This is a genomic window from Bacillus sp. HY001, assembly GCF_007558965.1.
Classification (GTDB): domain Bacteria; phylum Bacillota; class Bacilli; order Bacillales; family Bacillaceae_G; genus Bacillus_A; species Bacillus_A mobilis.
The window spans coordinates 16,882-36,452 of sequence record NZ_VLTE01000052.1 but is presented as its reverse complement, the minus strand read 5'-3'; the positions used below and the strand labels follow the sequence as shown (position 1 = coordinate 36,452).

Here is a 19,571-nt window from a genome sequence, read left to right as displayed (position 1 = left end):
CCCGAATAGTGGTACATGAAAAAAACACCTCCTGAATTCGCATACTAAGTATGCAAATTCAATGGAGGTGTTTTTGGTTTGAAAACAAGAGTTCATTATCCAGAAAAAATAAAGTGGAAAGTCATAGAAATGAAAAAGGATGGGTATTCCAATCGGACCATTATGGAGAAGCTTGGAATTAAAAATGTTTCCCAAATTAAGACATGGATGAAGTGGTATCGTACCGGTCAAACGTACCGTTTTCAACAACCTGTAGGAAAACAATATTCTTATGGAAAAGGGCCAAAAGAGTTAAATGAATTGGAACAGCTACGGTTAGAAAATAAACAGTTAAAAACAAAATTACTTGTATGGGGAAAGTATCTGGAAATCGAAAGGGGCTGAAGCCAGAAGCTGTAGTTACTTTATGGAAAGATGTAAGAACAAAAATAACGGTAAAAGAATTGTGCAACGTATTAGAAGTACCCCGTTCTACATTTTATCGTTGGTTACAACGAACAGAGGACCTGAGAGATGAGATAGAAGAGAAAATAAAGGACGTTTGTCTGAGGCATAAATTACGGTATGGATACCGAAGAGTGACCGCTACTCTTCGAAAAATGGGGCTGTGTGTGAATCATAAGAAAGTATTACGAATCATGAGACAACATCATATTCTCTCAAAAGTTCGTCGGAAGAAAAAGAAATATATCAATGGTGCGGAACCAGTGGTAGCCCCTCATCGATTGGAACGTCAATTCGATGCATCCGCACCAAATGAAAAGTGGTTTACAGATGTGACATATCTATTATTTGGAGAGCGTACCTTGTATTTATCGACGATTATGGATGCCTTTAATCGTGAAATTATTAGTTATGTCATCAGCGAGTCCCAAGCACTGCCATTAGCGATGAAGACATTAAAACGAGCCATGCGAGGGAGAAAAGTAAAAGATGTCCTTCTTCATTCAGATCAAGGAAGTATTTATACTGCGAAAGAATTTCAAGCGTATGCCAAAGAAAACGGCATTATCACTAGCATGTCCCGGAGAGGAAATTGCCATGATAATGCCGTCATGGAAAGCTTCTTTGGTCATTTAAAAAGTGAAGCCTTCTATTCACAAGAGATAACAAAAGTATCCAACACAACTGTGCGAAAGATTGTGCTAGAATACATTCATTACTACAATTGTGTGCGAATTCAAGAAAAATTAAACCACCTATCCCCTAAAGAATTTAGGGAACAAGTGGTTTAGGTGTTTTGATAGGTGTCCCGTTTTCGGGGGTCACTTCAATTTATTAGAAAGGGATTTTTGTTTAATTGCTATTTCAACTTCACACTATAAAAACGCATTTCATTTAACGAACCTTCAAATTCAAAAACTTCTTTTTTTATTAATTCCTTTAAGCGATATTCTAAAAATGTATCGCCAACTGATTGCTCTACAAGACCAAGTGCCTCACCAATTACTCTAGGAGCTTTTAGGAACTCACGATCAGCACCTGCACTTTTCGCACATTCAATCATAAATTGATCAAAATAATCTTCTTGTACAGAATGCACTTCATTTTCTTTCCAAACTCTTAAAAACTCCGTACTTTTCGATAGACTATCCCACTCATGTTCAAACTGCATACGTTTCTCTACAGTTAAATATGGCAATTCTACAAAACTTTTTTGAATTAGAGCTAAACTTTCAGGTGCTAACTCTCCAGTTCCACGAATATCATATTCTTGTTTTAATATTTCTTTACTTGCTTCAGACGTATTCATAACGCGAATGTTTTTCTTATCTTTTAATTGTGCAATTACAAAACTTAAGCCTACATGTTCATGTGCGTTATCTGCCTTCCAAATGGTAATTGGTGTTTCATTTGGAATTGAATGTAGAACTTCTAAAGTTTCCTTAAATTTTGGTAAATACTCTTCTTCAAAATAACAATCATAAGAAGTTAAGTTATTTAATAACCACTCTTTTCTTGCTAATTGACCTTCATTTGTATGTAATTGATGAACAGGCCCAATTGAAAAGAATTCAGAGAATGAAACTACACTCTCCTCAAGTAATCCTTCCTGTTTCAACATATATTTTAAACAACCAGCTGTTGAATCATCAAAGGCGATATGAATGTGTATACTTTCTCTTACGTTCTTTTCCTGAGTCGCATGACTTGTCAATTGCTTAGGAATACTCGTTAAATTTTTTATCATATCTTCGTTATAATTCCCGTCTAATACATCTAATTGTATTAGAATACTTTGAAGTAAATGCTTTGCTTCCTCTTCATACATATCCTCTACAACATTTTTGATTTTATCTATCACACAAATCCCTCTATTCATTTCTAAAATAACGTAGATTATAGTGTATCATTTTAGTATCGTTCTTTAAAAGTGTTTTAAAGTAAAAGCGTTTATTATTCAGATTGCTACAGCTAAATAATATTTTTAATAGCTAAATAACTTTTTGTAAATCCTTTTATTTAAATGTATAATTATATAGAAAATAAAAAACACAGGAGCTATGTTTATGGAAAAAGTATTTACTAATTATAAACATTATCTAAAAAATTGGAGATTTTTATTTATTTGTATATTACCTACCATCGCCTTATTATATGTTTTCGATGTCATCTTCGAATTACTATTTCATCAAAATTTCTATTTATCTAACTTAATGTTTGCTATTATATTATTTTTAATATTTATTAACATCAAAGATATGTTTAAAATTGAAAGTTAAAGAGCTGGATAAAAAAAGAGCACCCTGCAATTGGATGCTCTCATGTGATAGAGGTTTTTTCTGAGTATTAAGTAGGACACGAAGGTCTTGTCCTACTTAATACTATATGCTTGTACTTATTTTATTGTGCACCTATTACACATCAAATGTATACGTATTGCTAAAAATCCTGCTCATATATTCATTGTACAATTATCATATTTATAAATAAAAAAACATCCCTATGGATGTTTTTTATGTACCAATTTTTAAGCTTCCATAAACTTAGCCGGTACACCAATTTTTTCAACTACAGAAGATATATTAGTAGGATTAATCATTACATTTTCAATACTAACTAATTTATTTTCTAATAGTCCATTCTCTGTAGTAATAAGTTCTTCAAACCGATCTAAAGTCATCGAGAATTTGTGTTCGCTTCCGCCATTCATACATACTTTTACATACTTCATAGTGTCGCCGCCTTTCATAATAATCTATACTTCGATAAGAAGACGCTTACATCCTTTTTATTTCCTACTAGATTTCTCACTTTTACTCCTTGCTAATTCACGTTTATTTTAAAGAAAGCAGGTACTATTTTCTATTCACGATATTATTGCTAGTAAGAATGATAAAGATAAAAATGCACAAAGTGGTATATATAAAACAGTATCCATTTTAGCAAATTGCGTATCTTTTTTTCGCTTAAAGATACCAAAATAATGAAACTCACCAATCACTCTTATTAAAAACACAATCATACAAATCCAGGATCCTATTTGAACAATAATATTTGGAAATGCAAAATGAACAACATTGGTTTGTTGTAATAAAATTATTGCTGCCATACTTAATAATAACGCAATGAACAATGTCATTCCTGTACCTGGTATAAACGCCTTTTCTCCAGATTTTGTTGGAATGACACTATTTGTCGCCCACTTACCTCCGAAAGCCCAGTAAACATGTAAAAAACTAAGTAAAAATAATATACAGACCGAAATGGATGTAATAATAAGCATTTTATCCTCCCATTATTTTATTTAAGTCCTCAACTTTAGAGTATGCTACAATTTCCACATTAGTAATCTATAAATTACATAAAAAAACCCTTTAATGATACATCATTAAAGGGGTTACTGAAATATTTTATACATTATACCTATTCCTACGACGTTCCATCCTCGTTTGTCCTTGAGCAGTACCTTCTTTATATTGTTGTATTTGCTCTTTCATTTCATATGTTGCAGTTGCAGCTGGTTCTTCGTAATTATGCTCACGTATGTTTTCTGGTGTTTTTCGTTTTGATGCTTTTCCACCAAACTTAAATAATTTTATCTTTACTTTCGGTAATTTTGGAAGTGGAATCTTAAATGATAATTTTTTGCGTTTCTTTTTTTGTTGAAGTAGATTTATATTTTCTTTATTATCATCCTGCTCTTTACGATGTAATAGCATCGCAAGTAATCCACCTAAAATAAGTCCTCCAACTAACAATAGAAGATATAAGTAATGACTTGTCATTAAACTCGACATACGTTCAAGTATAACTAACGACTGTACTTCTTTAATATCCCATAGTAAAGCGGCCCATAATGAGAATAAACCTAAAGTAAGTCCATATGTACGAAAACGAAATAAACATGGAATTAAAGCGATACAAGCGGCAATTTTCGCATTCGCTATTATGGAACTTATTGAAATATCTTGATGCCAAATGACTAACAGTAGTGTTATAAATGGCGCGTAAGCTATCCAACTACATATACGTGAATATATTTTTTTCGCAAAATAGCTACCGAAACTAGTAAAAAATAATAGGCCTCCAATATATAAAGATTGTTCAAGTGGGATTTGCTTCATAATTCCTGCAACTGGAAAGAGGCCGCTTAATAGCATTAATAACACATCTAATTTCTTCACAATTCCTCATTCCTTTCAAATTTCTTTTAAATCAATTCATATTGCTTTTCCATAGGATGTAGATTTTGTATTTCTAAAAAATATCTTAATCCTGTATGTAAATAAAGTAAATACATAAAAGAAAAGATACATGACAAAGGATATCCTTATTTACATGAAAAAATGACAAATCCTGATCAATATAACGAGCAGGATTTGTCTACTATTATTTAAAGCAGAAAGATTGAATCATTCTTTTCTATTTTCATTATATCTACATCCAATTCATCATCAAACTCTTTAAATTCTCTTGCATCTATATCCGTCATATAGCTCTTTATTACTTTCGCCATATGCATAAAATACGGCATATGTATATTTTTTTCCTGAAGCATACTTGAATTACAGCACATATAGTGTATCATTTTAGCGATGTAATTCCTTTCTACAGGTTTTACACCTAGCGTTAATATTTCAAGTATGTATCGCTGCGATGTTTCACTACCATTTAGCGAATATTCACCAGTACTATAATACATCCCTTTTTGATCTACATATAAACTTGTGCCCTCAGGAACATCATCACGTTCTATCACACCGTATTTTGGTGTATCAAAAGATGTATTTATTCTTATAACATTTAAATTAGGAACCTTTAGCACATCAGGAACAATCTCCGGTAAAATATCTATATCAATTTTTTTATTTTGTAACTCTTTCATCCAATATTTTCTTAAATGCGCATCTACAATGAAATACACTTGTTCATTTTTCTCTTTTGCACGTTGTAAAATTCCCTTTAATGTTTCAAAAACAAATTGTTTAAATTGAATTCCCATATCATTTCTTTTTGAAGGTTGTGGTAAAAAGGTATTATGTTTATTTACATTTAATAACAAGCAATCAATCGTTTGCCACTCTGTATTACCATATAATTTATATGAAATTTCTTTTCCTTTTATTTGTGAAATAATAGGTAAGAAATCAAATTTCGAGATTCGTTCAATTGATAAATTAACATATGTACAAGGTAAATTTATTTTATTCCAACTACGTTTCAAAAATCCTTTTTGTTCTAATAAACTACGAATACAATTTATTATTGTTTTATGGGTTACACTTTGGCCTATAAATAAATTAATAAATGCTGAAATACGGTTTGTTCGTGCAAACCCTTCTCTAACGATTTGCTTTGGATCGATTTTTTCACGCCCATCACAATTTTTCATTGCGATTAACGCCAATGTCGCATCATTGCGCTCACCTGCAGTAGCATAAACCGCTTTCATAACATCCTCTACTAAATTTGTTTTGTATTTCTGGCAATATTGCATTTTATATGGATTTTGCAATACTTTTTCAATATTACATCTTACTATTTTTAACAATACTGGAGAATCTGCATTTAAAACATATAATGACTCACCGATTTGAGCTAACACAATTTCACTTTCAAATAACGCTTGTTCAACTTCCAACGAGATTTTTTCAGACCATATTTCTAACGTTATAGTCTCTAATCCTTTTGGTGCAATTAAAGGGAATAATTCATTTTCATTATTTGTTGCTACCTTTTTACATTCTGGTAGTAATGTGAAATTAGCGAATTTTTGCTGAAACCCTTTAAATAGATGCTCTCTTTCTTTTACTTTTATACCAGGTTTTATTTTAGTACCTTGAACTTTATATATTCTCTCATTGTATGGAAGCAACACCCTAATATTTGTTCCTATCATATAATCTTTCGGATATTGAAGAATATGCTCTAATTCAACTTCTCCACCTATACGAAAATCATCTTTTAAATTTCTAAATATCTTAATCCATTTTATGCCGTTTATAGCCTGCTGAACTTTTAGTTTTACAAATCGTAATTTCTTATTATTCGATGCAAATTCTGGAGTAGAAACCAATATCATGCCCCGTTTTCGTCTTAATAGCAAAGGAATATCTGGATGGTTATATTCTTGGTAAAACCTCCGAATTCCTATAGAAACATTTAATAATGGAATATTTTCGCCCCCGCGCGTGATACATTCGAAACGATATACATAGGCGAAATAATCTTGAGTTTTTTCATCTTTAATAGGCTCTGACATTGCCTCACAAATATTTTGTGATCTAAGAGGAGAAAAATATATATCTTCTTCATTGATATTCTCTATCCGTACAGGTTGTTCACAAAAAATATAAGAAATTAAAGCAGGCACCCACTTAGAATATATTTCATTATCATGTAGTACTGTTAAGTTAGAAATTAAATCATAATGCCATTCATATTTTGGCAATTCTATTAATTTATTAGGTTTCCAATCATGAATTACCTCATACCAACTTTGGAAAATATAATCGAGTTGTTCTTTTCTAATAGGTTCTTTCGATACAATCCATGGTGTATTTTCACTTAATACATACGGATTATGCTGAATAAATAATATATCAGAAAACATATCATATAATCTTTCATTCAATCGTTTCAACTTACTTGTTAATAAAAATGTCTTATAATGTATCTCTACAATATCAAGCCAATCAATAGGGAAATATATAAATGACACACTTTCGTTTAAGAGAGGTTCTACTATATTTTCAAATGTTAATAACTTTAATTTTTCCATAAAATGATTACTTCCTTTCTTCATTTTTCTTGATCACAAAAAACTAGAAAAATTATCACTTAATCTAATCGATTTATACCAAGTATTTAAAAGAAAAGTATAAAGATTCCTCCGAATAATAAATTATTAAAAAGACTGATTTAAAAATTAAAAGTAATCATATACGACACCTCTAATATCTTTATTTTAATACATTCAAATTATACAATATTATTAATATAATGTATTTATTATTTACAGTAATTTTACAATAATACTAAAAAAGAACACCTTAAAACGATGCCCTTTTTTTACAGATATCAACCTTTATGTAATTGAACATACAGATAACACTAATCCTCCAACTGTAACTACACCTAGTAATCCTAATACAAATCCAGTTATACAAACACAATCAGCAAGACAAATGGAAGACTGCGATAATGGAACAAATGACCTACTTGTACTCGATCCATATTGTTTTATTTTCTCATAATTTATATCTAACATTAATTGTAGACATGCTATACCTTCCTCAATAGAATAAAAAGATTCTTTTTCTAATCGATCCAATAATTTACTATTAAAAGTAATTGGAAGAGGATACCGTTTATCTAATTTCATATTTTGATAAATTAATTGTAAACGAGATAATATATTATTTTTCTTTTTTTCACATGTTACTGTGTGTTTCATTTTATTACATTCATTTAATAACAGTGTCAATTCATCTCTGTTTCCGTATAAATCCCTTGCTACTTTTCTCTTTAGTTTGTACGAATGGATCATAGATTTAATTTCAATCATTTTAATACACTTCCTAATAAAATTTTACTTACCCCAATATTTTAAAATACACTCAAGTGTCTTCATTTACTATCGATTAACATTACATTAATCTTACATAGTTGTAATAATTTCTTTCGCTACCCACTAACTAGAAGCAACAGATTTCTTAATTGATGATAAAAATATAAAAAAGCAATGATTAAACTTTAAATCTAATCATTGCTTTTTCTATCTTATCTTGATTTACACCTAAATATCATTCTTTCACTTGAGTGCTACATCAGTTTTTATCAAATTCTTTTATAAAAGTTATATAATGCTTCACAAATGGACTCATTTTTTAATATTAATATTCATATGTTACAATAGTACCAGTTGTATCAGTAGTACCACTAAAACCATTAAAACAATTTGAACAACTACCACAGCTACCACAACCTCCGCAGCCGCCACAACCAAAACAACCGAAGCAACCAATACAACGGAATCCACCACAGCGACCTGCACAACCTCCACAACGCCCTCCACAGCCTCCGCAGCGACGAGCAACATCTTCAATATAGTAATATGGATTTTGGTTTTGTTGTTCCCAATATACGATATTTCCAGGCTGGTAATCATTAAGGCTTAACGCTTGTAGTTCTTGTTGAAAATTATTCATTTTCATGCCCTCCGTTTATAAACTTCAACTTTTTCAATGCTTTCTTATATTTCTGTTCGTTAAATCTAAGTAAAAATAGCGCTATAAAGTGAAACTTTAATCAGTGGGGGTTTTCTTCATCCCCCACTGATTATCAGCCCTCACCAATCGGACTTTTATGGGCAGTTGATCCCCACCTAACTTCTTTGCTTTCGCTGAATTTTGAAGTGGGGGGCTTATTGCCCATTAAAGCGGGATAAACTAAGTTCAATACGTACCCCTACAAAATATGACCTAACACTATATGATGCACCTTGTTCATACACCTATTTTTAGGTTATTTTTTCCATGGGTTCATTTTTATAAATTGAAAAAAGACGCACTTAGATTAATGCGTCTTATTGCGATACTTCTTTGGTGAAATCCTATTCATAAGTATTATTCATACCTGTGAATAGCAATACCTCTACTCATTATCCAATTACATTTTTTATTTCTGTATTCACCGGCCACTTTTCTAAAGTATAGGCCATTTCCCAAAATGAATATTCATATTGACTGCTAATAATAAAGTGCTGTTTCATTCGATTTCGGTCTGCCTCTGTTACTTTTTCAGCTATTGCATCTAATCGTGTAATTTGCTCTTCAACTAATGTACGGAACCAATCAGATCCGTAAGCAGAAATCCATTCGTTATAAATTGGCTCTTCTGGCTGACACTCTTTTAAACGTTCACCAATTTCATAATACAACCAATAGCAAGGTAAAATTGCCGCAATGATATCACCTAAATGTCCTTCATACGCAGCACGATACATATGTGAAGTATATGCATATGCAGTTGGAGCTGGGATAAAATTCTCTTTTTCTTCTTGTGTAATCCCTAGTTTTTTCGCAAAATTCTCATGTAAAGATAATTCTGCTTCATATGTATTTTGAGCATGGTGTGCCATCCGAGCTGTCGTTTCTAATTCTAGAGCCTTTGCAGCACCTAAAGTTTGTACTCTAGCGAAATGACTCAAATAATATGAATCTTGAAGCACGTAATAGCGAAAACTAGCTAAATCTAACGTTCCTTCACCAAGTTTTTTTACAAAAGGGTGTTGAAAACTAGCTTCCCAAATTGAATCTACTTCTTTACGTAATGATTGTGAAAAAGTCATTTAAATCCCTCCAATTATGTATAAAATTTAAGTATTTACCCACAATTATTAAATCTGTAAAACAAAAAAACTTTCTTTACAGGCGTAAAGAAAGTGAAATTGACAGTATTTATTCATAAAATAGTAATGTCTTCCCACTTCCCTACGCTAGTATTAACCAGATCAGGTACTAAGGGTCTCAAATTTGCATTTAATCTCAGCCTATAATAGGCCCCCCTAGTGGATAAATATTTAATTTTCGTATTGTATTCATCATAACATACTTCATGTTACTGTCAAAAGTATTCATGCAACCACTACTTAAAATCCTTCTTCTTGTCTTACTCTTACTGAAGTTTCAATAATCATATCTAATAGTTTACTATAATGAATTCCAGCCGCGTCTGCACTTTTTGGTAGTAAACTTGCTTGTGTCATCCCTGGTAAAGTATTAATCTCCATTACATATGGAATACCGTCCTTCACCATCATATCAACTCTCGCATAAACGCTGCATTTCAAAGCTTTATAACAAGCCAGTGACGCTTTGTTTACACGTTCCTTCAATTCAGCTGGAAGTTCGATAACTTCTTCAATTGTACCAGCATCATCATATTTCGCATTGTAATCAAAGAATTCAGCTGCATGTCGAATTGAAATGATAGGTAACTGTTTTCCATCAAAAATTGAACATGTAATCTCGTCACCTTTTATATACTTCTCTATTACTACTTCAGAATCCCATTCGAACACAGTTTCCAGCATCGAGATTAATTCGTCTTTATCATAGACAATTTTCACCCCAACACTTGAACCACCAGAGTTGGGTTTTACCACTAATGGAAACCCTAAATTATCTAATTCATCAAGATTTAGATCTTCCATTTTTGTAAGTTCAATCCAATCTGGTGTTTCTATGCCTTCATAACGTAAAATCTTTTTCGAAATATTTTTGTCCATACATATACTGCTAGATAACATATTGCTTCCGCTATAAGGAATACCTAAACTTTCAAGTGTTCCTTGAACTGTCCCATCTTCTCCGTATTTTCCGTGTAATGCGAGCAACGCGAAATCAATGCCCTTCGCTTTTTCGATTAAATCCATTTTTTCATCTAACGTAATTGGAACTATTTCATACTTACTTTTATCTAAATGTGCGATCATTTCATTTCCAGTCATAATTGATACTTGTTTTTCAGAAGATACTCCACCCATAATAACGCCAATTCTCATTTCCTCAACTCCAAATTTCATTTTTTATTGTACCACCAATTATTTTGATTCCCCGAACTATATCTTCTTCTTTCAGACGTGAAAATCCTAATCGAAAAGTGTTCGCTCCTCCTCCATCAGAATAAAAAACATCTCCTGGAGAAAATGTAACCCCTTGCTCATAACACTTTTGCAAAAGCGTACGGGCATGAATTTTTTCTTCTAACTCTATAAATAAATGGAGGCCACCATCACCGGTCATTCTTTGAAACGGAATGTACTCGTTACACGCCCCAACCGCTAACTCATATTTTTTCTTATAAACTGATCTTGCCTTTTTTAAATATTTTTCAAAATAGCCTTCATGTAAATATTGAAATAGAACAGCTTGATCTAACGTAGATGTGTGAATCGTTCTTGCTCTTTTTACACTTTCTAAATGATGAATTAGTTCTTTATCTGCAATAATCCATCCTACACGTAAACCAGGGAAAAGTACCTTCGAAAAACTACTAATATAAATCACATTATTACCAGCGCCAGCAAAGGTTAATAATGGTGCTAAATGTGAACCTGAATAACGTAGTTCTTCATTAAACCCATCTTCTATAATAGGAATTTTATATTTTGAAAATAATCTCATCAGTTCCGTTCTTTTCTCCGAACTCGTAACAATACCAGTTGGATTATGATAAGAAGGAATTAAATACGCGAAATCAAAATCCTTTTCACGCAAACTTTTTTCTACTTCGTTCGTATCGATGCCATCTTCATTCATATTAATTCCATGCACTTCAAGTCCATGTAAACGGAAAAGCTTCAGTGCAGCATGATGCGTCGGGTTCTCACAAATAACCCGCCCCGATTTTTTGGATAACGAGGAAAGTACAATATCCAATCCTTCAGTAAACCCATTTGTAATTAAAATATCTTTGTTCGAAGTATCTACGCCTTTCATTTCCATGTAATGAAGTAGATAATTCATTAACGGTCTATAACCTTTAGCATATCCGTAGTTTAATACAACATCACCTTCAATGGACATACGAGTAAGAAAAGCTCTTTTGAAGTTTTCCACATCAAATAGCTTTTCGTCCGGAGCAATGCTGTTAAAAACAATCATTCCTTTTTCCCAGCGAACACCATGTTTCATTAAATCTAATTCATCCGCTAATAAGGTAACTGTATTAAGTTTATTTTTCCAATCTATTTCAACTGACGAAGTGTTCGATATATCAACCTTCGCAACAAAATTTCCTTTTCCTTTAACTGCATAAATGAGTCCTTCTTGCTCTAAATCGGCATAAGCAGCGAGTACTGTATTTCTGCTCACACTTAGTAATTCGCTTAGCTCCCTTGTTGAAGGAATTTTTTGATCCCCAAGCAAATGCCCTTTCATAATCATCTTTTTCAAATAATCTTTCAATTGAATATAAACGGGACGATCTTTGACAACTTTAAAATCTTTAAACAATTCCTTACCCCCTGCAATCATTTTTGCATAATTATTTCATTCTCAAAAGGTCCACTACATATGTATTTTTTATAAAGGGCGGTACGGTATTATAAAAATAAAGGCTAATAATCAATGGTGGATGTCACTCCTCACTAATACGGTACAGATCTTTACGATATAAGTTAATAATATCTTTTAAAGCTGCTGCTGCGGCTCCGCGTGGATTAGAAGCACCACCAATTGTAGTAACTTGTCCCATCGTATCTGTAAAGAACGTAATCCCTTTTTCTGTCCCATTTACATTTGCTAGCGGATGATCCTTATCTATTTCGTACGGTTCTACTTTAAAAGCAACTTTACCATCCTGATCCTTATATGCTGAAGCTATTAATTTAATATATTTATTATGTTCCTTAGCATTTCGAATTTGTTGTTGTGTAACATGTTCGATTCCTTTTATATGTATATCTGCAAGCGTATTTTCTGTTCCCATTAAACTGTTTGTCAAAAGTAACAATTTACAAGCACTATCAGAACCACTTACATCTAATATTGGGTTCGTTTCAGCAATTCCTTTACGTTGCGCATCTTTCAGCGCTTCTTCAAACGTAATATCTTCCTCATTCATTTTCGAAAGAATATAATTAGTAGTCCCGTTTAATATTCCTTCTATTTTTTCAATATGGCAACCAGCTAAACTAAATTGACCAATATCAAGTGTCGGTAATGCGGCCGCGGTCGCACCACTATATCGAATTCGTACATTTGCATTTTTTGCTGCTTCATTTATTTCTCTCCAGTTTGTAACGAGTGCACCTTTTGAAATTGCTACTATATCCATTTGTTTCTCAATCGCTTGTTTTATATATTGTTTTCCTGGATTTCCATCTTTAAGATTTGTAACAGTCGATTCCACCAGTACAGTACCACTTATGTTATCTGTTACTCGTTCCTTCGGATAATGTTCAATATACTTTTCAATTGCAGAGCTACCGCCACCATACCTTAATAAGTGATGAATAGATAAGCCATCCTCATTATGTATTGCAACATTTCTACCTAACACGCCACTTACAATTAATTGAATCCCATATGTTTCATATATATATGAATATTTTTCGTTTAATAATTTTACAAACTCTCTGCCAACTGTTCCATATCCTGATAATACAACTTGAATTTTCATAATATCCCCCCATATTTTTCTACCAAATCCCTCTTTCAATATAATATATAGCGCCCTCGAATTCCATTGAGAGCGCCTTATTAATATTTATTTTGATAATCATGATAGTTTCCCTACAATTATTCTATCGATATTTACTATTCCATCATTTAATCAACAAAAAATATAAATAGACGATCATGTTCATCATGATGACTTGTAAATCTGATTATTTGAATTTATAATTGATTATAGTTTCCTCATATGTTAAACCAATCTATACATTATAAGAAAACTGCCTTCATTACATAAATAGGAGGAAAAGCGCTATGCAAATCGGGTTAAATATGAATAGATTATCTCAACCTACTAAAATAACCACCTCTAGTCTTGAGCATAATAACACCACTTCTACTAAACTTGAAGATAAAAAATCAAATGATCCAATCAAGTTTGATATTCGTTCATCTGAAAAAGAAATGAAACAACCTGAGCATAAATTTAATGAATTAGATTTATGGAAGATGTTAAAGGATAAAGGTGTTCCTTTATGGATTATACTTGAAATGCTACAAAAGGCTCGTAAAGAGAAGGAAACTCAAGATAGTTCGGTTCAATATGCAAATGGTATTGAAGAAACGAACGGGACACGGTTAAATGAAGTAATGTAAGTTATTTATATGGTATTAAAAAGAGTTCGAGGTTGATAAAAATTCTATCAACCTCGAACTCTTTTTTAAGATTTTTCTCCAATCGTTACAAACTGAAATGATACTTCCCCTTTATAACCTTCAATTAACTTGTCTACTTTTACCTTTTCATTAATCAATGTATTATCTGTCGACATTTTAGGTTTTTCATCACCTAAAGACTTTTTCAAGTGGAGCAGGTGCATTTTCGTCTCTTTTGCATTTATTTCTTTATACACGCTATCTTTTGCTACAATTACATAATATTGGGTTGGATATTTACGAGTGTTACCTATCCAAGCATCACTACCGTATTTAACAGCAATCTCCGTTTCTTCTAATTCAATACTTTTCAATTTTTTTTCATCTTCACTTGCAAACAAAAGTGATCCTTCTTTTGGTAAATTAGGTAACGTATCTAAAGGTCTAAATTTGGATCCATTCTCTCTTTCACGAAAAACCTTTGTTTTAATCAACGCTTGCGCTGTAGATTCATTTAAAATTACTACTTGTCCTATTCCAAATGTATCTATTTTTACAGAAAACACTTCATTTTCTTTCGTAATCTCCTTATAACGATTAATAATCGGTGAAGTATAATTTTCGTCTCCGATTATTAATACACCGTTGGCTGGAAGTCTGTTTTCATTTTTAGAGCAAGCACTAAAGCTTATTAAAAGTATTATAATTAACATAAAAATGGTTAATGTTCTTTTCATCACAATTCCTTTCTTAATTCACTTCTTTTTTATATACTTTTGTGCAATCTTATAAGCTGATATACTCTATTGCTCCATAGTTTTATAAAGCTTTTGTAAATAACGCCAACGTGTTATAAAGAAATATAAAACCTGTATACATATAAATGAAATTAAAATAACGATAGAGCTATTTAAAATGGAAAAATCGACTAATTGTTGTAATGCGGTATAAGCAACTACAGTATGAATCACTGCAATAACAATCGGTAAGAAAAACATTAATACTAACTGTCTCGTTACAACTTTTTTTAATTCTCGTTTACTTAATCCCATTTTCGAAATCATTTTATATTGCTGTTGATCACGATCCAAATCCGTATATAACCGGAAGTAAATAAAACTAGCAGCAAATGTAAAGAAGACAATTCCAACTAGAACACTTGCCATAAGTAATAATCCATTTGTTTGTTTTGCACGTAACAAATCTAATGTTAGAGCTTGAAAATGGAAATCTCTTTCTTTAACTTCTTTACTAAATATACTATTTAATTGGTTTGAGATCTCTTTCGTTTTCAACCAGTCATCTACAACAAATCCGTAAGTACGATCTCGAACAACTATATCATTTTGATTAACATTAAAAGGAATCCCATCATATATATGATCTTGAACAGCTATATAAATACTATTAGAATCATGTGGTAAAACTAAATTTTCTAGAGCTTTTTTAACACGAAATGTCTTTGTCCACTCTCCTTGAATGACCTCAATATCCTTTTTATAGTCATCATTTTTAAATTCTTGTTTCTGCGATACCATTCCAGGGATTAGTAAAATTTCATCTTCTTTTTCAATCGTTTCTTGTTGATAACCGAGTGCTCTCGCAAGATCGTTATATTCACTTAACTTCATTACACATACGTTACTTTCTGTATATATATATGAAGATGAAGCCATTCGATATGGAATATTAGCATCAGAAAGGTTTTGTTTTATAATAGAAAGATGTTCGTCCACCATTTTGTCTTTTTCAGGCCCTATATATAGAAATGTATATGGGTTTGTCATTCTTACCAAATCTTTATTTCCAATAGCAGCTGTCGTTCCAATTGCTGTAAAAGCAACTGCCGAAATAATAGATACTATAAAAAACATCGTTGCATTATCTTTCATACGGTATATTAATTCTGAAAATGTTAATATATTTGTTCTCTTTAAAAAGAAAGATTCACTCCTTTTTGCAAGGTACAATATATATACGCTACACTGTGTATATAAAAAGTACGTTCCTATAATTACTAGGAGCACACCTATTCCGAGCGTAATAAAACTATAATTTGAGATAAAGCGAAATACTAAAATATAGCCATATCCTATACTAAATAATGAAAAAAGTGATAATAAAATTGATGATTTCGGTTCAGGTTTTGGCTTTTCACCAGCTTGCATAAGTTCCACAAGTTCTGTTACTTTAACCGTTTTAAATGTAACTAACGAAACGATTAAAAATAAGAAAAGAAACGTGACAATTGTTAATAATACAGCCTGTACTGGTATATAAAAAGGTAAACCGTTATTTATCATTAATACATTGGCACTTATTAATAAAACTAGTTTAGAAAATATGAGACCGATGAGGATCCCAATACAAATTGAGCCAAGTCCAATTAGCATATTTTCAATTAACAATAACTTCTTAAGCTGCCTCATTGACATACCATGCATCATTAAAATACCAAATTCTTTCTTACGCGTTTTTAAAAACGAACTTACTGAATATAGAATGAAGAAAAATGAAAATACAAAAATCAAACCTTGCGAAACTGAAAATCCCAATGTACCAAATGCACTTATTGTTGCACTTGTCGACTGTAACTCACCTTGTAAATCAGGATGAAATAATAAAAGAGCATACGTAAAGAAAATCATAATCGAAAATGCACTGCTTAAAAAATGAGCAGCATATGTACGCTTATTGCGAAAAATATTATTAAATGCGAATTGACGAAAAGTCATGCCTTTTCCCTCCTAACAAAGAAAGGACATCCATAATCTTTTGATAAAATGCTTGCCTACTTTCACCTCGGTAAATTTCATTATATAATTGACCATCTTTTATAAAAATAACTCTGCTACAATAACTCGCTGCATACGGATCATGTGTAACTAACATCATCGTTGCCTTTTCTTCCTTGTTAAGCGTATCAAGCATCTCCATTACATCATTTGAAGATTTAGAATCTAAATTCCCGGTTGGTTCATCTGCAAGTAATAATTGCGGCTTATGAACAATTGCACGAGCGATTGCTGTTCTTTGAGCTTGTCCCCCTGATATTTCAAATGTTCTTTTATTCAATATATCTGTAATATTTAATTTCACTGCAATTTCTTCCACTCGCTTGTTCATTTCTTGCACAAAAACACCATCTAATGTCATCGGCAATACGATATTTTCCTTCACTGTAAGCGTGCTAAGTAAATTAAATGATTGGAATACAAATCCTAATTGCTTTCTACGGAATAAAGCTAAATCTTCGGATGATAATTGAAAAGGATTTGTACCATTTATTACTATTTCTCCTGAGGATGGGGAGTCGATAGTAGATACCATATTTAATAACGTTGTTTTTCCACTACCTGATGGCCCCATGATCCCTATAAATTCACCTTCTTGAATTGATAAATCAATATCCACTAATGCTTTAAAAGGTATTTTCCCTTTATATACTTTACTAATATTTTTCGCATGTAAAATTTCCATTTCTATTCTCCCTTCATTTGCACTTCTCATAATAGAGTGTAAATGAATTGTCTTATAGCTCATATTGATTCATCTTTCATTTATCTTACACGCTTGTAAGATTTCTGAAAAAACCGATAATAAAACTATTTACAAATTAAAATTAACGCATAACTATCTTATAATAATTGTATAGTGATAGGAAATACAATTGTATATCAAATCTTTATTATAAAAACGAGAAAAGACCGATTGCTTGATCGGTCTTTTACTTCCCAAAGTTATATTTTTAACTAATGCCTTTAGTTGAAATTTTTTTGAGATACCCTTTTTTATTGTCTTCCACTTTATAATAACCTCTACAAAAAATTGATTTCTTCGGTTTAATCGCAATTAATAATGAATTATATATATCTGAAGCAGAAATTATTGCGTTTATCCAACATACAAATAATAAGATTGATTTAATATTGCCTGATACAAAAGATGATATAATGGCCGGTATTACCGATAGTACAATAATAGGAAAACTCATAAAGATCCAAAATCTCGCTTTGGATAGAATTGCATTCGTATTTAGCCAAAAAAATATTCCACTACAAGTTAAGCTAATATCACCTTTATTATTTATAACAATAATGTGTAGGCATTCATGAATAATGAAGACCAAAATGCCTATGATGATGAGATATAATATATTAAGATCGGTGAAGCTTGCTCCAAAATAATACGGTATTAGAAAAATAATGATTTGAAGTACATATACAAACTTCATATAATGTTTTCGGTGCCAATCATTTTGTATAAAAGGAGACCATTCTGACCAATCCATACTTATTTGTGGTAAGTGACGAAACCAAATGATAATACGCTTTCCCCCCCATTTAAAATTTCATATTTTAAAACATGCAATCCACTTACACTCAATTATTAATTTTAAATGCAAATCTTTGCTGCCTTCACTTTTGCCGTGCATTCTTCTACTAAACCATGTGTAGGATAATTTGAGTGAGAAATTAGTGTTTTCATAGATACATATATTCGACAAAATTTTCCAAATACCTTTTGAATATACTGTTTATGAAATAGTTCTCGCATGTACTACTTGCTACATTTGTTTTTGGTGAAACGCACATCCAGAATCTACACATAATTTGGTTAACTAGTACTTTAAAATGCAAAAAAGCTTAGAATTTTAACTCTAAGCTTTTTGCATTGCATGATCCCCTTTAAAGAGCACTATTTTTTACCCATTCGGATTTACTCAATACATAATGATTATAAATTTGGTTTTCTATCGTCTGTTGACTCAAATAAACGAACCCGCATTTTTCAATCACTTTATTTGACGGTACGTTATTAATTAATGCAATTGCGTTAAGGACATCCACATTTGTATTTTCAAACAAATAGCCGATCAAGCCTTGTGTCGCTTTCGTTGCATATCCATTATTATGATATTCACTTGAAACAGCATACATAATTTCTCTATTCGGTGCAGGAAGCTCATCTTTCAGACTTGTGCAGCACCATCCAATAAATTCATTTGTGGTTTTCTTAAATATTCCTAGCCTCAATATGTGATCATTTATGTTAGTCGTAGTTCTCACTGCATCAAGAAATGCTTTGTTTTCTGGTATTTCATCATTTGTAACCCAATTAACTCGTTGTTCTTTCGTTGATTTCCAGTCGGGTAAAAACTTTTCTATTTCTGGTTGATTTGCTATTTTATAAATACTCTCTGCATCTTTGACCGTAAACTCTTGTAGGTATATATCACCACAATCTATTTTAAATAACTTAGTCAAACTCTCTATTCCCATATTAATC

General features: G+C 31.6%; 19 protein-coding genes and 1 riboswitch. Of the genes, 3 read left to right on the top strand and 16 right to left on the bottom strand.

The features are described 5' to 3' along the window. The first annotated feature begins 78 nt into the window (after positions 1–78). Positions 79–1,235 (top strand): IS3 family transposase gene (locus FOT98_RS22215; RefSeq protein ID WP_144291148.1). Its coding sequence is split into 2 segments (ribosomal slippage): positions 79–328 and positions 328–1,235, totalling 1,158 coding nucleotides; the frame shifts between segments, so codons are not numbered across the junction. Positions 1,236–1,303: 68 nt separating this feature from the next. Here FOT98_RS22215 and FOT98_RS22210 read toward each other — a convergent pair. Continuing rightward, complete coding sequence (locus FOT98_RS22210; protein WP_063260589.1) at positions 1,304–2,305, bottom strand: DUF1835 domain-containing protein; 1,002 nt, start codon at positions 2,303–2,305, stop codon at positions 1,304–1,306. A gap of 205 nt (positions 2,306–2,510) precedes the next feature. On the opposite strand from FOT98_RS22210, the gene FOT98_RS22205 reads away from it, so the two are divergent. After that, positions 2,511–2,723, top strand: a complete 213-nt coding sequence (locus tag FOT98_RS22205; protein ID WP_063260588.1) for a hypothetical protein — start codon at positions 2,511–2,513, stop codon at positions 2,721–2,723. Between the two features lie 248 nt (positions 2,724–2,971). Here the strand turns inward: FOT98_RS22205 and FOT98_RS22200 are convergent, their stop codons facing one another. The 10 genes from FOT98_RS22200 to FOT98_RS22155 all read right to left on the bottom strand — a co-directional run bounded on the left by FOT98_RS22200 (position 2,972) and on the right by FOT98_RS22155 (position 13,632). Continuing rightward, positions 2,972–3,175 (bottom strand): hypothetical protein, encoded by a 204-nt coding sequence (locus tag FOT98_RS22200; protein WP_000878362.1) that lies wholly within the window; start codon positions 3,173–3,175, stop codon positions 2,972–2,974. 135 nt (positions 3,176–3,310) lie between these two features. Beyond that, entirely contained in the window at positions 3,311–3,727 is a 417-nt protein-coding gene (locus FOT98_RS22195) for a DUF3995 domain-containing protein (protein WP_063260587.1), read from the bottom strand. 127 nt (positions 3,728–3,854) lie between these two features. Next, complete coding sequence (locus tag FOT98_RS22190) at positions 3,855–4,628, bottom strand: DUF3959 family protein (protein ID WP_063260586.1); 774 nt, start codon at positions 4,626–4,628, stop codon at positions 3,855–3,857. A 209-nt stretch (positions 4,629–4,837) separates the two neighbouring features. After that, positions 4,838–7,225 (bottom strand): RNaseH domain-containing protein, encoded by a 2,388-nt coding sequence (locus tag FOT98_RS22185; protein WP_063260585.1) that lies wholly within the window; start codon positions 7,223–7,225, stop codon positions 4,838–4,840. Between the two features lie 306 nt (positions 7,226–7,531). Continuing rightward, complete coding sequence (locus FOT98_RS22180) at positions 7,532–8,011, bottom strand: homoserine dehydrogenase (protein ID WP_144291147.1); 480 nt, start codon at positions 8,009–8,011, stop codon at positions 7,532–7,534. Positions 8,012–8,339: 328 nt separating this feature from the next. Continuing rightward, a complete protein-coding gene (locus tag FOT98_RS22175) occupies positions 8,340–8,654 on the bottom strand; it encodes a heterocycloanthracin/sonorensin family bacteriocin (RefSeq protein WP_063260583.1) in 315 nt (104 codons plus the stop codon). Between the two features lie 452 nt (positions 8,655–9,106). Then, positions 9,107–9,796 (bottom strand): thiaminase II, encoded by a 690-nt coding sequence (gene tenA, locus FOT98_RS22170; RefSeq protein ID WP_063260582.1) that lies wholly within the window; start codon positions 9,794–9,796, stop codon positions 9,107–9,109. A gap of 122 nt (positions 9,797–9,918) precedes the next feature. Further along, a riboswitch (TPP riboswitch) is annotated at positions 9,919–10,024 on the bottom strand. A gap of 72 nt (positions 10,025–10,096) precedes the next feature. Continuing rightward, on the bottom strand, positions 10,097–11,011 hold the full coding sequence (ddlB, locus tag FOT98_RS22165) for a D-alanine--D-alanine ligase (RefSeq protein ID WP_061678544.1): 915 nt from the start codon (positions 11,009–11,011) through the stop codon (positions 10,097–10,099). A gap of 4 nt (positions 11,012–11,015) precedes the next feature. Then, positions 11,016–12,464 carry a MocR-like pyridoxine biosynthesis transcription factor PdxR gene (pdxR, locus tag FOT98_RS22160; RefSeq protein ID WP_063260581.1) on the bottom strand — a complete coding sequence of 483 codons (1,449 nt, stop codon included), beginning with the start codon at positions 12,462–12,464 and terminating at the stop codon, positions 11,016–11,018. 124 nt (positions 12,465–12,588) lie between these two features. Next, positions 12,589–13,632 (bottom strand): homoserine dehydrogenase, encoded by a 1,044-nt coding sequence (locus tag FOT98_RS22155; protein WP_063260580.1) that lies wholly within the window; start codon positions 13,630–13,632, stop codon positions 12,589–12,591. 308 nt (positions 13,633–13,940) lie between these two features. Between FOT98_RS22155 and FOT98_RS22150 the strand changes: the two genes are divergently transcribed. After that, entirely contained in the window at positions 13,941–14,282 is a 342-nt protein-coding gene (locus FOT98_RS22150; protein WP_063260579.1) for a DUF3914 domain-containing protein, read from the top strand. Between the two features lie 65 nt (positions 14,283–14,347). Here the strand turns inward: FOT98_RS22150 and FOT98_RS22145 are convergent, their stop codons facing one another. From FOT98_RS22145 to FOT98_RS22125, 5 genes are all read right to left on the bottom strand, one after another. Continuing rightward, a complete protein-coding gene (locus FOT98_RS22145) occupies positions 14,348–15,019 on the bottom strand; it encodes a lipoprotein BA_5634 family protein (protein ID WP_063260578.1) in 672 nt (223 codons plus the stop codon). 66 nt (positions 15,020–15,085) lie between these two features. Further along, complete coding sequence (locus tag FOT98_RS22140; RefSeq protein ID WP_063260577.1) at positions 15,086–17,017, bottom strand: ABC transporter permease; 1,932 nt, start codon at positions 17,015–17,017, stop codon at positions 15,086–15,088. Next, positions 16,992–17,762: an ABC transporter ATP-binding protein gene (locus tag FOT98_RS22135; RefSeq protein ID WP_063260592.1), complete on the bottom strand. Its 771-nt coding sequence runs from the start codon at positions 17,760–17,762 to the stop codon at positions 16,992–16,994. Before FOT98_RS22135 ends, FOT98_RS22140 begins: the two co-directional genes overlap by 26 nt. Positions 17,763–18,030: 268 nt before the next feature. Next, entirely contained in the window at positions 18,031–18,573 is a 543-nt protein-coding gene (locus FOT98_RS22130) for a DUF3267 domain-containing protein (RefSeq protein WP_063260576.1), read from the bottom strand. A 397-nt stretch (positions 18,574–18,970) separates the two neighbouring features. Continuing rightward, on the bottom strand, positions 18,971–19,564 hold the full coding sequence (locus FOT98_RS22125) for a GNAT family N-acetyltransferase (RefSeq protein ID WP_063260575.1): 594 nt from the start codon (positions 19,562–19,564) through the stop codon (positions 18,971–18,973). Between the last annotated feature and the right edge of the window lie 7 nt (positions 19,565–19,571).